Here is a 14,618-nt window from a genome sequence, read left to right as displayed (position 1 = left end):
TTCGGGGCGACCGAGCCTAGCTGGCGGCGCCGACGGTCACGACCTCGCCGATGACGATGACGGCCGGCGGACGCACGTCCTCGGTCACCACAGTCTCCCCCACCGTCGCGAGCGTCGCGTCCACCCGGCGCTGGGCGGCCGTGGTGCCCTCCTGGACCAGGGCCACGGGGGTCTCGGGGTTCTTGCCGTGCGCGATCAGGGTCCGCGCGATCGCGCCGATCTTGTCGACGCCCATCAGGATCACCAGCGTGCCGCGCAGCTTCGCCAGCGCCGGCCAGTCCACCAGGGACCGCTCGTCGTCGGGCGCCACATGGCCGCTGACCACGGTGAACTCATGGGCCACACCCCGGTGCGTGACCGGGATCCCGGCCGCGCCCGGCACCGAGATGGAACTGGAGATGCCGGGCACGACCGTGCAGGGGATGCCCGCCTCGGCGAGCGCGTTCAGCTCCTCCATGCCGCGTCCGAAGACGTACGGGTCGCCGCCCTTGAGCCGGACGACCGCCTTGCCCGCCTTGGCGTGCTCGATCAGCGCGTTGTTGATGGCCTCCTGGGCCATGAAACGGCCGTACGGGATCTTCGCGGCGTCGATCACCTCGACGTGCGGCGGGAGTTCGTCGAGCAGGTCGCGGGGGCCGAGCCGGTCCGCGATGACGACGTCGGCCTCGGCGAGCAGGCGGCGCCCGCGCACCGTGATCAGGTCGGGGTCGCCGGGGCCGCCGCCTACGAGGGCGACGCCGGGGGTACGGGTGCGGTGGTGCGGGGCGACCAGGGTGCCGTCGCGCAGCCCCTCGACCACCGCGTCGCGGACGGCGGCGGTGCGGCGGGGGTCGGGGGCGCCGCCGGTGAGCACGGCGACGGTGACGCCCTCGCTGCGGCCGGTGGCCGGGGTCCAGGCGGTGGCCCGGCTCGCGTCGTCGGAGCGTACGCACCAGACGCGGTGGCGCTCGGCCTCGGCGGACGCCCGCTCGTTGGCGGCCGTGTCGCTGCTGGCGATCAGGGCGTACCAGGCGTCGGCGAGGTCGCCGTCCTCGTACGCACGGCGGTGCCAGGTGATCTCGCCGGTGTCCGCCATCGCCTCCACGGAGGGGGTGGCGTCCGGGGAGACCAGGACGATGTCGGCACCGGCCGCGATCAGCGCGGGGAGGCGGCGCTGCGCCACCTGGCCGCCGCCGACGACTACTACGCGGCGGCCGGTGAGGCGGAGTCCTACGGGGTAGGCAGGGTGTTCGGCCATGGCGGGTGGCTCCTGGTGCGGCGGCGTCGAAGGCCGGGGCGTCGCCCCGGACCCCATTGTCTGCGGACCGTCGTCCGGTGCGCCCCCCGTTCCGTACTGCGGAACAAGCGGGCACACCGGGTACGACAGTGGCTACTTCTCGGTAACTCCGGCCGAGTCGAAGGTCGCGACCTCGTGCATCGCGCGGGCCGCGCTCTGGACCAGGGGGAGGGCGAGCAGGGCGCCCGTGCCCTCGCCGAGGCGCAGGTCCAGGTCGACCAGCGGGCGCAGGCCGAGCTTGTTGAGGGCCGCCACGTGGCCGGGCTCGGCGCTGCGGTGGCCCGCGATGCACGCCGCCAGGGCCTCGGGCGCGATGGCCCGGGCGACCAGGGCCGCGGCCCCGGCCGAGACGCCGTCCAGGATCACCGGCGTACGCAGCGACGCGCCGCCGAGGATGAAGCCGACCATGGCCGCGTGCTCCAGGCCGCCGATCCCGGCGAGGACGCCGATCGGGTCGGCCGGGTCGGGGCTGTGCAGCTCCAGGGCGCGGCGGACCACGTCGACCTTGCGGGCGTGCGTCTCGTCGTTGATGCCGGTGCCGCGGCCGGTGACCTCGGCCGGGTCGACGCCCGTGTACAGGGAGATCAGGGCGGCCGACACGGTGGTGTTGGCGATGCCCATCTCGCCCGTGAGGAGCGCCTTGTTGCCCGCCGCCACCAGGTCGCGGGCGGTCTCGATGCCGACCTCGACGGCCGCGACGACCTCCTCGCGGGTCATGGCGGGACCGGTCGTCATGTCGCCGGTGCCGGGGCGCACCTTGCGGGGCAGCAGGCCCGGGGTGGCCGGGAGTTCGCTGGCCACGCCCACGTCGATGACGCAGACCTCGGCGCCGACCTGGTTGGCGAACGCGTTGCAGACCGCGCCGCCGCCCAGGAAGTTGGCGACCATCTGGCCGGTGACCTCCTGCGGCCAGGGGGTGACGCCCTGGGCGTGCACACCGTGGTCGCCCGCGAAGATCGCGACGGCCGCGGGCTCCGGGATCGGCGGCGGGCACTTGCGGGACAGGCCGCTGAGCTGCGCGGAGATGATCTCCAGCATGCCGAGCGCGCCGGCCGGCTTGGTCATCCGCTTCTGCCGCTCCCACGCCTCGCCGAGCGCCTTGGCGTCCAGCGGGCGGATGTTGGCGACGGTCTCCTGGAGCAGGTCGTGCGGGTCCTCGCCGGGCAGCGCACGACGGCCGTACGTCTCCTCGTGGACCACCCACGACAGCGGACGGCGCTTGGACCAGCCCGCCTGCATCAGCTCGGGCTCCTCCGGGAACTCGTCCACGTACCCCACGCAGAGGTAGGCGACGACCTCCAGGTGCTCGGGCAGGCCGAGCGCGCGGACCATCTCGCGCTCGTCGAAGAACGAGACCCAGCCGACGCCCAGACCCTCGGCGCGGGCGGCGAGCCAGAGGTTCTCGACGGCGAGCGCCGAGGAGTACGGGGCCATCTGCGGCTGGGTGTAACGGCCGAGGGTGTGGCGGCCGCCGCGCGTCGGGTCGGCGGTGACCACGATGTTCACCGGGGTGTCGAGGATGGCCTCGATCTTCAGTTCCTTGAACTGCTTGGCCCGGCCCTTGGGCAGCGACTTCGCGTACGCGTCGCGCTGGCGCTGGGCGAGCTCGTGCATGGTGCGACGGGTCTCCGCCGAGCGGATGACCACGAAGTCCCAGGGCTGCGAGTGGCCGACGCTGGGCGCGGTGTGGGCCGCCTCCAGGACGCGCAGCAGCACCTCGTGCGGGATGGGGTCGCTGCGGAAGCCGTTGCGGATGTCGCGCCGCTCGCGCATCACGCGCAGCACGGCCTCGCGCTCGGCGTCGGCGTAACCGGGGGCGGGAGCGCCCGCGTCACCGTCGGCCTGCGGGTCCGCCACGACCTCAAGGGGCTCGGCCTGCTCGGACGCGACGGCGGCCGGGGCGATCTCCTCGGCCACGTCGTCGTCCTCGTCGTCGTCGATGAACACGGGGGCGGGGGTGACCTGCTCCGGAACCTCGGCCACCAGCGGCTCGGGCTCGTCCGTCACGAGTACGGGAGCGGGCACGGCCTCCGGAACGGCCGGGGCCGCCTCGGGCTGCTGCTCCGGTACGGACTCGGACCGGGGTACGGGGACGACGGGGGTCGCGGCGACGGGCTCGGCCTGTTCCTGAGCCTCGACGACCGGCTCGGCCACAACGGCCTCGGCCACCTCGGCCGGCTCGGCAGCCACGGGCTCCACCACGATCGGCTGCGCGGGAACGGCCTCGGCGACCGGCTCCGGAGCGGCCTCGGGCACGACGGCCGGGGCGACGACGGGCTCGGCCACCGGCTCGACGGCGATGGGGGCGGCAGGCTCGACGGGCTCGGCCTCGACACGTACGGGCTCAACTGCCGCCGCTTCCACGGCAACCGGGGCCTCGACGACCGGAGCCACGGGCTCGGGCGCGGCCTCGGCAGGCGGCTCCGCCGACGCGGCGACCACGACGGGCTCGGCCACAACAGGCTCGGCCACGGGCACGGAAGCGGGTACGGACACCGGCGCGGGCTCGGCGGCCACCGGCACGGCGACCGGCTCCACCGGCGACGGCGCGAGGTGCGGCCCGGTCGGGACCGAACCCTCGACCGGCACGAACTGACCGATGGCGGGCGCCGGTACGGGCGGCACGGGCGCGACCGGGGCGACCGGCTGCACGGGCGCGACGGGCGACGGCTGCTCCACGGAAGCGGAGGCGGGGACGGCGTGCGCGGGCACTCCGACCGCCGCGAGTTCTTCCGGGACGACCGTTTCTGCAGGGGTGACCGGGGCGTTCGGAGCCTGCTGGGGCACGGGCTGCGGCTGGGGCACCTGTGACTGCGCCTCCACCTGCTGCACCTCAAGCGGCTGCTGCACCTCAAGCGGCTGGGGCTCGGGCTGGACCTCCGCCTGCTGCGCCTCGTGCTGCGGCGGGAGCGGCTGGGCCGCCACCTGCTCCTGCACCGGCTCCTGCGGCGGCAGGGACTCCCACGGCGTCGCGCCCTGCGGACCGAGCTCGCCCAGCGGCGGCACGGCCGCGCCCGCCTCCTGCGGCACGTCCAGGTATTCGGGACCGGTGGTCGCAGGGCCAGGCGTGCGGACCGGCGCCGGGTTCACCGGGGCGCCCGCGGCGGGACCCCGGTCGGCCAGCGACCGTACGACACCGCCGGTGGCGTCCGGGACCGGCGGGCCCATGTGCAGCGGGCGGCGCGGGGGCGCGGCGGCGGGCGGCATGCGCACGCCGCTCAGGTCCACCGAGCCCGAGTCACGGCCACCGGCCTCGTGGGCGCCCGGCTCGGCGGGCTGCGGCGGCACGGGGGCCGCGGTCGTCGACGGCGCCGGTACGGCGGCGGCGAGCGGGGCCGGGGCGGCCTGCGGGTCGATCCAGGCGCCCTGGGCGCCCGGCATCAGGAGCAGGTCGTCGTCGTCCGCGCCGATCGCCGAACCGTCGGTGGGGTCGAGGAAGGTGTACGCGCCGGGTGCGGGGACGCCCGGCTGCTCCACCATGCCCGCGTCCCTGTGAGGCAGTCCCTCGCCCGGGACCTGGCCGGTGTCAGTCATGCGTACCCCTCGCCCATCTGTAAGTGCTTCCTCGGCCTGCGCCCGGGAACCGCCCGCGCACGGCGCGTCCCGCACCCGTCGACAAGAACGAGTGGGCACGCCACGCGGTGCGAACGGCACGCGAACACACAGCATTCTCGCGGGAGATCGCCGAGCTGGCGCCCTGTCTCGGCCACGGAACGTGTGGGGTGCGCCACGTTGCGCTTCCCCGGGATCCGACGTACCGCGACAGAGCCCCAAACGGGTTCCCCATTCCGGACATTGACGAACGTAGCGCCTAACGGCCCGGTGCGGTACAACAGTCGGCCAGCCTACCCCGGACGACACGCCGAAGAGATCACGGGGACCTTTCTCCACGCCGCCCGGAGAGCAGGAAAGCGACCGAGCGTTCGCGCTCCGACCAGACGCTCGTGTCCAGTTCCACGGACTGCAGGAGCGCGCACTCCACCTCGTAACCGCCCTCCGCGAGGGCCGCTCCGATCGCCTCGGCCTCGTCGCGGGTGGCGGCGTGCGCCACGATCCGCCCGGGCCGCCGGTCGGCGCAGGCGGAGACGACCGCCGCTCCCCCGCCGCCGATCCGTACGACATCGGGCTCGGGCAGCGACTCCAGTACGTGCGGGGCGCGGCCCGCGACCACATGGAGCTGCACGCCGAAGCGCCGCGCCAGGGCCTCGGTGCGGGCGCAGGCGGCCGTGTCGGCGTCGACGGCGATGACGGCGGCGCCGAACCGGGCGGCCTCGGCGGCGAGCGCGCCGCTGCCGCAGCCGATGTCCCAGACGAGGTCGCCGGTGCGCGGGCCGAGCCGGGCCAGCTGGGCGGCGCGCAGATCGGCCGACTCGCCCGCGCCGAGCTCGCCGTACTCGTGCGCGGGCAGCGCCCAGCCCCGGACGGACTGCGGGTGGGCCGGGTCGCGCCCGGCGATCCAGCCGGGGCCGGCCACAGGGTGGCCGCTGCCGCCGATGACGATGACCAGATTGGGGTCGCGCCAGGTGTGGTCGGCGACCTTGTCGGAGGTGAGGACGGTGACCTGTTCGCGCTCGCTGCCCAGCTCCTCGCAGATGACGAAGGTGCGGTGGACGCCGTCGAGGAGCAGCGCGAGCTCGGCGGGTCCGGCGCCCGGCGAGGTGAGGACGGCGACCTTGGGGTGCGCCCGGCACACGTTGACGGCGCGGCGCAGCGTGCGGCGGTGGGCGACCACGACCTGGGCGTCGTCCCACGGCATCCCGGCCCGGGCGAAGGCGGCGGCGACGGCCGAGACCGCGGGCACCACCTCGACCTCCAGGCCGTGCTCGGGGGCGCGCAGGGTGCGCACGACGCCGAAGAACCCGGGGTCACCGTCGGCCAGGACGACGGCGCTGCCGCGGTGTCCGGCGATCCGGCGGGCGGCGAGGTCGACGCTGCCGAGGCGGATCCGTTCGGCGCGCGGCGGCACTTCGGGCAGCGCCAGGTGGTGGGCGGCGCCGGCCACCAGGGTGGCGGCGGACAGCGCGGCCCCGGCCGCTGCGGTGAGCGGCGAGCCGTCCCAGCCGATCACCGTGACGCGGTCGGCCATCGTCGTCAGTCTCCAGGAGTCGTCGCAGGTCGGGGCGGCCTCGATGGGCCGGACCACGGTGAGAGTACCTGCTGTGGCGGGGCCGGGCGCCCCGGCGGCCGGGTCAGTTCCAGTCGGCGAACGAGGCGTATCCGGCGTCCGCGAGCTGGTCGGCGACGCCTTCCAGGTCCTCGGGGAGCAGGCTCCACACGATCATGTCGGTGCGGATGTCGGCCCAGCCGCCGTCCGCCGTCTGGGTCCGCGCTATGCAGGCGTTGCGCAGCACGCCCTCGCTGATGCAGCCGATCTTCTGCGCGACCTGCTGGGAGGCGGTGTTGTCGGCGGCGGTGCGCAGCTCCATGCGCTCGAACTTCTGGTCGCGGAAGAGCCATTGGGCGGTGGCGAGCGCCGCCTCGCAGGCGTAGCCCTCGCCGCGGGCCCAGGGGGCGATGACGTACGAGATCTGGGCGGAGCGCACCCGCCAGTCGGTCTCGTCGAGCTGGACGATGCCGACCAGGCGCTGGGTGAGGAACTCGGTGACGGCGAAGTCGATGCCGCGTCCGGCGCGAAGCTGGGCCGGGGCGTACTCGGTGACCCAGGTGCGGGCGGCCGCCTCCGTGTAGGGCTGGGGCACCGTGGTCCAGGTGGCGACGAGTTCGTCGTTCATCATCGCGGCAAGGTCGGGGATGTCGTCCTCGTCCATTGGGCGCAGCACGAGCCGGTCGGTGCTGATGGAGATGTCCGGGAAGACCGGGGTCGGGCTAGTCATGTTCCGCTCCATGCCGGGGGGGACGGTCGTCAGGCCGTAAAGGCACAGCATGCAGCATCGGGCCGAGGACGTGCATGGCCGGGGGACGGCTGTGCCGTGAACGCCGGGGCCCCGCGCACCTGGTGGTGTGCGGGGCCCCGGCGTCAACGCGGCAAGTGCCGGGCGGGCGTCAGGACTTGACGGCACCGAAGGCCGGGATGACCGAGCCGTGGTACTTGTCCTGGATGAACTTCTTGACCTCGTCGGAGTTCAGGAGCTTCGCGAGCTTCTGGATCCGCGGGTCGGCCTCGTTGCCCTTCTTGACGGCGAGGAAGTTGGCGTACGGGTTGCCGTCCGCCTTCTCCAGGACGAGGGCGTCCTGGGACGGGTTGAGCTTCGCCTCGATGGCGTAGTTGCCGTTGATGACCGCGGCGTCGACGTCGTTCAGGGCGCGGGGCAGCGTGGCGGCCTCGATCTCCTTGAACTTCAGGCCCTTGGCGTCCTTGATGTCGGAGAGCTTGGCGGAGGAGGTGACGCCGTCCTTCAGCGTGATCAGGCCCTGGGAGGCGAGCAGCTGGAGCGCGCGGCCCTCGTTGGTGGTGTCGTTCGGGACCGCGACGGTCTTGCCGGAGGTGAGGTCCTTGGCGGACTTCACCTTGTGGGAGTAGAGGCCCAGCGGCTCCAGCTCGACGTTGACGACGGGCACGATGGTGGTGCCGTTCTTCTTGTTGAAGTCGTCGAGGTACGGCTTGTGCTGGAAGAAGTTGGCGTCGACCTGGCCCTGCTGGGTGGCGGTGTTCGGCAGGACGTAGTCCGTGAACTCCTTCACCTCCAGCTTCAGTCCGGCCTTCTCCGCGAGGTTCTTCTTCACGAAGTTGAGGATGTCGGCGTGCGGCGTCGGGGACGCGGCGACGACCAGCGTCGCCGAGGGGTCGGCCGAAGCACCCTTGGCGGACGACGACTTGGGGTCGGAGGACGTGCCGCAGGCGGTGAGGCCGAGAGCGAGCGCGGCGGTGGCGGCAGCGGCCGCGGCGAGCTTGATGTTCTTACGCACGAAAAGTGCCTCTTTCTGGTGGTGCGGGTGTCGCCCGGACAAGGAGTTCGGGCCGCTTTGGGGGGAAAGTTCAGGAGGTACGGCCCCGACGGGCGAGGAGGCGTACGGCACCGTCGCCGATCAGCTGGATCACCGTGACGATGGCGATCAGCAGGACGACGGTGATGAGCATGAACTGGGTCTCGAAGCGCTGGAAGCCGTAGGTGATGGCCTTGGAGCCGAGGCCTTCGCCGCCGACCGCGCCGGCCATCGCCGAGTAGCTGACCAGCGTGATCACGGTGGTGGTGAGCCCGGCGATCAGCGAGGGCAGCGCCTGCGGGAGCAGCACCTTGCCGACGATGGTCGGCACACCGCCGCCCATCGACTGGACGGCCTCGACGAGCCCGTGGTCGACCTCGCGGATCGCGGTCTCGACGAGCCGCGCGAAGAACGGGATGGCGCCGACGGCGAGCGGCACGATCATCGCGGTCGGGCCGATGAAGGTGCCGACCACCCAGGTGGTGAAGGGGATGAGCGCGATCAGCAGGATGATGAACGGCAGCGAGCGGCCGATGTTCACGATCACGCCGATGACCTTGTTCACCGGCCGGTTCTGCAGCAGCCCGCCCTTGTCGGTGAGGACGAGCAGCACCCCGAGCGGCAGGCCGCCCGCGACGGTGACGAGGGTGGACCACAGCACCATGTACAGGGTGTCGACGGTTCCCTGGGACAGCAGCGGCTGCATCTCGGACCAGCTCACTTGGCACCTTCCTTGACCGCGGCGGCGGCCTGCGCCTGCGCCGGGATGTCTGCTGTGTCTTCACCCTCGACCACGTCCACCTGGAGCCCCTGCTCGCGCAGGAATCCGACCGGGACGACGTTCTCCTCGTACCGTCCGGGCAGCTCGATGCGCATCCGGCCGATCTGGCGTCCGCCGACGGTGTCCATGGCGGCACCGAGGATCGAGATGTCGATGTTGTACGTACGGGACAGCTGGGAGATGACCGGCTGGGTGGCCGTCTCGCCGTGGAAGGTGACGTCGACGACGGTCCGCTCGGGGCCGGTGGCGGCTCCGGTGACCGGGAACAGTTCGGCGGCGAGCTCGGAGCCGGGGGTGGCGAGCAGTTCGCCGACGGTGCCGGACTCGACGATCCGCCCGCGCTTCATCAGCGCGGCCGAGTCGCAGACGGTCTTGACGACGTCCATCTCGTGCGTGATGAGCAGCACGGTCAGGCCGAGCTGCTGGTTGAGGTCGCGCAGCAGCTGGAGGATCGAGCGGGTGGTCTCCGGGTCGAGCGCGCTGGTCGCCTCGTCGGAGAGCAGCACCTTGGGGTCGCCGGCGAGCGCCCGGGCGATGCCGACGCGCTGCTTCTGGCCGCCGGAGAGCTGGGAGGGGTACGCCTTCGCCTTGTCGGCGAGGCCCACCAGGTCGAGCAGTTCCAGCGCCTTGCGCGAGCGCTCCTTGCCGGAGACGCCGAGGATTTCGAGCGGCAGCTCGATGTTGTCCTGGACGGTGCGCGCGGAGAGCAGGTTGAAGTGCTGGAAGACCATGCCGATACGGCTGCGGGCCTGGCGCAGCTCCTTGCCGGCGCGGCGGCTGCGTCCGGCGAGCGCGGTGAGGTCGACGCCGTCGACGGTCACGGTGCCGCTCGTCGGCCGCTCCAGGAGGTTGACGCAGCGGATGAGGGAGGATTTTCCGGCGCCGCTCTGGCCGATGACGCCGAAGACCTCGCCCTCGCGGACGTGGAGATCGACGCCGTCCAGGGCGGTGACCTCACGGCCGCGCGACTGGTAGACCTTGGTGAGGCCCGTAGTGGTGATCACAGGATTTCCGTCACTGTCGAGTGCGCGGCGCGGTGTCCGCCGGGCACGGTGCATTCGTGTTCGGGACGCGTCACAGCCACATCGGTGGTAACCGGGAGGCATGGCGTGCGCGGGCATGGCTCATGGGTCTCGCTTCGGGGCGCGAGGCTCAGGCGGGGGCCCTCAGAAGGCGCACATTCGACACATACAACGAGCACCGGGCGTGTTCATCGCCTCGGTCGCAAGGGTGCGGCTGCTCGTCGTGGTCATGCATGAAGTAAAGCAGAAGGAGCGAACGACGGATCAAGGCTGTCCGGATAGCGGACAGCATTCGCCCGTCATACGGACGTTTCACGGGCGCCCGACGGACGGCGGAAACACCCCGGACACCCCCCCTCTCCCCCGCCTGGCCTGGGGTGATGTGAGCGGCAGCGGCTTCCCGGCGATGGCCACCGCGTACTACCGGGCGGCGGCGCCCTGTGGTCAAGACCACGGTGGCCGGATCCCGCCTGTCGGTCCGGCCGGATCGCGTTCCCCGGTCTGCCCGGGCCGCGCGCAGCGGGCGCTTCGGCCCGTAATACGCTCGTTCTCATGCTTGACGCCCTGACGGTCGCGGTCGCCGCCGCCGCGCTCGCCCTCGCCGCCTGGTGCGGCTTCGCCGCCTACCGGGACCAGCCCACCAAGGACTGGCACTTCATCGGCATGGCCGTCGTCTCCGTGCTGGCCCTGGCCCAGCTGGTGATCGGCCTGGTGCAGCTCGGCCGCGGCGAGCGGCCCGACCAGGGCATGGCGATCTTCATCGCCTATCTGGTCGGCTCGTTCGCGGCGGTCCCGGCGGCCGGTCTGCTCTCGCTGAGCGAGCGGACCAAGTGGGGCTCCGTGACGGTCTCGGCCGGCGCGGTGGTGCTCGCGGTTCTCGAAGTGCGTCTCTACGACATCTGGGGAGGGTGACCGTGGCCGAGTCCACCACCGAGTCCACCGGGCGCGACGAATCCGCGCCGAAGAAGCTGGGCAGCGGCCCCGGCCGCGTACTGGTCTGGTTCTACGGGGTGTTCACCGTCGCCGCCGCCTCCCGCTCGATCGTCCAGATGATCCAGGACTTCGGCAAGGCGCCGCTGGCCTATGTGCTCTCGGCCGTCGCCGCCGTGGTCTACGCGTTCATCACGTACTCGCTGGTGCGCGGCGGCGAGGGGTTCCGGCGGGCGGCGCTGGTGTGCTGCGCCGCCGAGCTGGTGTTCGTGCTGACCGTGGGCACCTGGACGCTGGCGGACAAGTCCGCCTTCCCGGATGCCACGGTCTGGTCGGACTACGGCGTGGGCTATCTCTTCATCCCGGTGATCCTGCCGGTCCTCGGCATGATGTGGCTGCGCCGGAACCGGGACGCGAACGTCTGAGGACCGGTTACGCGCTGGCCATGAACTCCGTGGCCGCCGCCTCCTTCTCCAGGGTGACCATCGACAGCTTCGCGGTCAGCGCCTCGGTGGAGACGGGCGCGTAACCGTGCCTGCGGTAGAGCCGCAGGTTCGACTCGCTGCGGTGGCCGGTCAGGAGCTGGAAGCGCTTGGCGGACAGCTCGCCCGCGAAGTGCCCCTCTATGGCGGCGAGCAGCCGGCTGCCCAGACCGTGGCCCTGCATCCGGGGGTGCACCATCAGCTTGTCGATCCGGCCGGTGCCCGCCGCGTCCACGCTGCCGCGCACCGAGGCGACCACCTCGTCGCCGAGCCGCGCCACCAGCGCGTAGCCTCTGCCGAGCTCGGCCCGCAGACCGTCGAGGGTCTGGGTGAGCGGCTCGATCGAGTAGTCGCCGTACAGCTCCGCCTCGCTCTGGTAGCAGAGGTACTGAAGCTTGAGGATCTGCTCGCAGTCGCCGTCACGCGCCGCAGAGATGGTCACGCTCATGCCCATGTGTGCATGCCTTCCGCTACCTGTCCGCCGGTTGTCTAACGCTCCTTTCCCCGCAGTTCAGGAGCCGCAACCTCCGCCGCCAGCATTCTGCGCAGGCATCCCAGGCAACGGGAACGCATCGGCCCTAGACTCCCCTGTGAGATATCCAACTCCCCTGCGATTTCCCGGTAAGTGAGGTCGCTGGGCGAAAGAAGTGCGGTCAGCAGACGCGGGCAGTTTCCCGGCGTTCTGGCCACGGCCGTTCGCAGCACACGGCTCAGCTCCTCGCTGAGAACCCGGCGTTCCGGGCCGGTTTCGGGGTCGGCGGCGGGCTCGGCGACGAACGGCTGTTCGTGCCGGGCGCGGCGCCGGGCCCGGCGCACTTCCGCCCGGACGGCCCAACGGACATAGGGGACGGGATCAGCCGGATGGCGCTCCAGCAGGCGCACCCAGACGTCCTGTTCGAGGTCGGCCGGATCGACACCGGCGCCCGGAGCCTCCGCGGCGGCCTCGGCGGCCAGCAGCGGGCTCAGCACTTTGACGAGGTCCATGCCGGGCGGGACGCGGCCGCCGTCCGGGACGGTTTCGACGACGGCCGCATCTCACCCGTACGTGAAGTTCCGTATACGGGCGGGGCTGGTGAATACGGGCGGTGCCCGGGACTACCGGCCGGCGCGGAAGTCGGCGGCGGCGAGCAGCGCGGTGTCCGCGTTGTCGGAGAAGACCGCGTCGATACCGGTCGCGTAGTACGTCTTGAACGCCCCGAAGGCGTCGCCGTACGCGTTGGGGTCCGTGCCGCGCTGGAAGTCGGCGGGCAGGAAGGTGTTCTCGTTGCGCATGGTGTACGGGTGCAGGACCAGCCCGTGCGCATGGGCGTCCTCGACCAGCGTGGTCGGCTTGGTCAGCCTCCCCTTCGCGTCCTTGGGGATGATCAGGTCGAGCGTGGGGCCGATGCCCTGGGCGTAGGAGGCGATCCACTTCAGGCCCTCGGGCTTGACCAGGTCGTCGACCGTACGGGGGTCGCCGCTGGTCACGAAGTCCCAGGGGCGGGTGCCGGTGCCGGAGAGCAGCACCACCGACGGCGTGTCGACCAGCTTCGCCAGCCGCTGGATGCTGCTGGGCTCGAACGACTCCAGGAACTGCGGGGAGTCGGCGCGGTGGCGCCCGTAGCGGCGCAGCAGCCTGGCGACCCGGTCCTCCAGGGGCAGGCCGATGGAGCGGAAGTAGGTGGGGTGCTTGGTCTCGGAGTGCAGCCAGATCCGGCGGCCCAGGCGCCGCCCCTCGCGCTCGGCCCAGCGCAGCACCTCCTCGAAGGTGGGCACGTCCCAGCGGCCGTCGTACATCGTGTTGCGCTGGCGGTTGGCGGGCAGCCGCTCCTTGGCCCGCAGGGTCTTGAGCTCGGCGAGCGTGAAGTCCTCGGTGAACCAGCCGGTGACGGCCGTGCCGTCGATCGTCTTGGTGGCCTTGCGGGACGCGAACTCGGGGCGGGCGGCGACATCGGTGGTGCCCGAGATGTCGTTCTCATGACGGCACACCAGATGCCCGTCCTTGGTGGGCACGAGGTCCTGCTCGATGACGTGCGCGCCGAGGTCGAGGGCGTGCTGGTACGAGCCGAGCGTGTGCTCGGGGCGGTAACCGGCGGTGCCCCGGTGCCCGATGACGTACGGGACCGGCAGGTCCTTGTACGAGCCGTGGCGGCCCGCCGCGCCCTCGCTCTCCCGGGGCTGCGCGCTCGCGGCCCCGGCCGGAAGACCGGCGGCAGCCGTGCCCAGAACCGCCGCGCCGAGCACGGTGCGCCGCCCGGGGCTCATCCGCTCACCCTGTGTCATGAACGCTCCTTCGCATACGTGTCCACTTGATCACGAGTTCGTTGGAGCCTAGGCGGCCGCGCCTTAAGGAGGGGAGCCCCGGGAGCCAAGCGGGGCGGAACGTGACGGAAACACACGTCAACATCGCGTATCCACTCCATGAACCCGATGTGCGATCAGCGCTGACCCGCGAGTATCGTCCTCACCTGCGGCGGACCTCATTCCGCTCGGACCCGTCAGCCCACGACCCCGGAGGAAGCGTTGTCCCGACTCGCGCTCATCAAGGCAGTGCTCGGACCGATCATGCGCCTGATGTTCCGCCCGAAGGTGGAAGGCGTCGAGAACATCCCCGGGACGGGTCCGGTCATCCTCGCGGGCAACCACCTGACCTTCATCGACTCGATGATCATGCCGGTGTGCCTGGACCGTCCGGTGTACTTCATCGGCAAGGACGAGTACGTCACGGGCAAGGGCTTCAAGGGCCGCCTGATGGCGTGGTTCTTCACCGGCGTCGGCATGATCCCGGTGAACCGCGACGGCGGCCACGGCGGTGTCGCAGCCCTCATGACGGGCCGTCAGGTCCTGGAGGACGGCAAGGTCTTCAGCATCTACCCCGAGGGCACCCGCTCCCCCGACGGCCGCCTCTACCGGGGCCGTACCGGCATCGCCCGGCTGACCCTGATGACCGGCGCGCCGGTGGTGCCGTTCGCGATGATCGGCACGGACAAGATCCAGCCGAGCGGCGCGGGGTTGCCGCGGCCCGGCAAGGTGACGGTCCGCTTCGGCGAGCCGATGGAGTTCTCGCGGTACGAGGGGATGGACCGCGACCGGTATGTGCTGCGGGCGGTCACCGACTCGGTGATGGCGGAGGTCATGCGGCTGTCCGGGCAGGAGTACGTGGACATGTACGCGACCAAGGCCAAGGAGGCCGCGTAAGCGGCCACTTAGGGGCGCGGGGAACTGCGCGAGCAACCCAGCACGGCCCGCAGCCGAAGGCTCAG

At 72.1% G+C, this 14,618-nt stretch carries 13 protein-coding genes; 3 read left to right on the top strand and 10 right to left on the bottom strand.

Annotated elements, in window-relative coordinates; all coding sequences use genetic code 11:
- Positions 1-16: 16 nt before the first annotated feature.
- From cobA to ACT1U9_RS26195, 7 genes are all read right to left on the bottom strand, one after another.
- Positions 17-1,237, bottom strand: a complete 1,221-nt coding sequence (gene cobA, locus ACT1U9_RS26225; protein ID WP_444535099.1) for a uroporphyrinogen-III C-methyltransferase — start codon at positions 1,235-1,237, stop codon at positions 17-19.
- Between the two features lie 132 nt (positions 1,238-1,369).
- Entirely contained in the window at positions 1,370-4,810 is a 3,441-nt protein-coding gene (cobT, locus tag ACT1U9_RS26220) for a nicotinate-nucleotide--dimethylbenzimidazole phosphoribosyltransferase (RefSeq protein ID WP_444535098.1), read from the bottom strand.
- Positions 4,811-5,147: 337 nt separating this feature from the next.
- Positions 5,148-6,362, bottom strand: coding sequence for a precorrin-6y C5,15-methyltransferase (decarboxylating) subunit CbiE (gene cbiE / locus ACT1U9_RS26215; protein ID WP_444539250.1), 1,215 nt, complete (start codon positions 6,360-6,362; stop codon positions 5,148-5,150).
- A gap of 103 nt (positions 6,363-6,465) precedes the next feature.
- Entirely contained in the window at positions 6,466-7,110 is a 645-nt protein-coding gene (locus ACT1U9_RS26210; protein ID WP_444535097.1) for a GNAT family N-acetyltransferase, read from the bottom strand.
- Between the two features lie 169 nt (positions 7,111-7,279).
- Entirely contained in the window at positions 7,280-8,143 is an 864-nt protein-coding gene (locus tag ACT1U9_RS26205) for a MetQ/NlpA family ABC transporter substrate-binding protein (protein WP_444535096.1), read from the bottom strand.
- Between the two features lie 70 nt (positions 8,144-8,213).
- The gene (locus ACT1U9_RS26200; protein ID WP_188271575.1) at positions 8,214-8,882 is read right to left on the bottom strand and encodes a methionine ABC transporter permease; all 669 of its coding nucleotides are present in this window, start codon (positions 8,880-8,882) and stop codon (positions 8,214-8,216) included.
- Complete coding sequence (locus tag ACT1U9_RS26195; RefSeq protein ID WP_444535095.1) at positions 8,879-9,946, bottom strand: methionine ABC transporter ATP-binding protein; 1,068 nt, start codon at positions 9,944-9,946, stop codon at positions 8,879-8,881. Before ACT1U9_RS26195 ends, ACT1U9_RS26200 begins: the two co-directional genes overlap by 4 nt.
- A 570-nt stretch (positions 9,947-10,516) precedes the next feature.
- On the opposite strand from ACT1U9_RS26195, the gene ACT1U9_RS26190 reads away from it, so the two are divergent.
- Entirely contained in the window at positions 10,517-10,876 is a 360-nt protein-coding gene (locus ACT1U9_RS26190; protein WP_444535094.1) for a hypothetical protein, read from the top strand.
- Positions 10,877-10,878: 2 nt separating this feature from the next.
- Positions 10,879-11,319, top strand: coding sequence for a hypothetical protein (locus ACT1U9_RS26185; protein ID WP_444535093.1), 441 nt, complete (start codon positions 10,879-10,881; stop codon positions 11,317-11,319).
- 7 nt (positions 11,320-11,326) lie between these two features.
- On the opposite strand, the gene ACT1U9_RS26180 is transcribed toward ACT1U9_RS26185, so the two are convergent.
- The 3 genes from ACT1U9_RS26180 to ACT1U9_RS26170 all read right to left on the bottom strand — a co-directional run bounded on the left by ACT1U9_RS26180 (position 11,327) and on the right by ACT1U9_RS26170 (position 13,638).
- Positions 11,327-11,830 carry a GNAT family N-acetyltransferase gene (locus ACT1U9_RS26180; protein ID WP_444535092.1) on the bottom strand — a complete coding sequence of 168 codons (504 nt, stop codon included), beginning with the start codon at positions 11,828-11,830 and terminating at the stop codon, positions 11,327-11,329.
- 35 nt (positions 11,831-11,865) lie between these two features.
- Positions 11,866-12,360, bottom strand: coding sequence for a sigma-70 family RNA polymerase sigma factor (locus ACT1U9_RS26175; RefSeq protein WP_188271580.1), 495 nt, complete (start codon positions 12,358-12,360; stop codon positions 11,866-11,868).
- 111 nt (positions 12,361-12,471) lie between these two features.
- On the bottom strand, positions 12,472-13,638 hold the full coding sequence (locus ACT1U9_RS26170) for a glycerophosphodiester phosphodiesterase (RefSeq protein ID WP_444535091.1): 1,167 nt from the start codon (positions 13,636-13,638) through the stop codon (positions 12,472-12,474).
- Positions 13,639-13,878: 240 nt separating this feature from the next.
- Here ACT1U9_RS26170 and ACT1U9_RS26165 point away from each other — a divergent pair, with 240 nt between their 5' ends.
- On the top strand, positions 13,879-14,553 hold the full coding sequence (locus ACT1U9_RS26165; RefSeq protein ID WP_444535090.1) for a lysophospholipid acyltransferase family protein: 675 nt from the start codon (positions 13,879-13,881) through the stop codon (positions 14,551-14,553).
- Positions 14,554-14,618 lie beyond the last annotated feature (65 nt).

This window comes from Streptomyces sp. BR1 (assembly GCF_052373795.1).
In the GTDB taxonomy this organism is placed as follows: domain Bacteria; phylum Actinomycetota; class Actinomycetes; order Streptomycetales; family Streptomycetaceae; genus Streptomyces.
The sequence above is the reverse complement of the archived record's forward strand: the minus strand, read 5'-3'. Positions and strand labels throughout refer to the sequence as shown.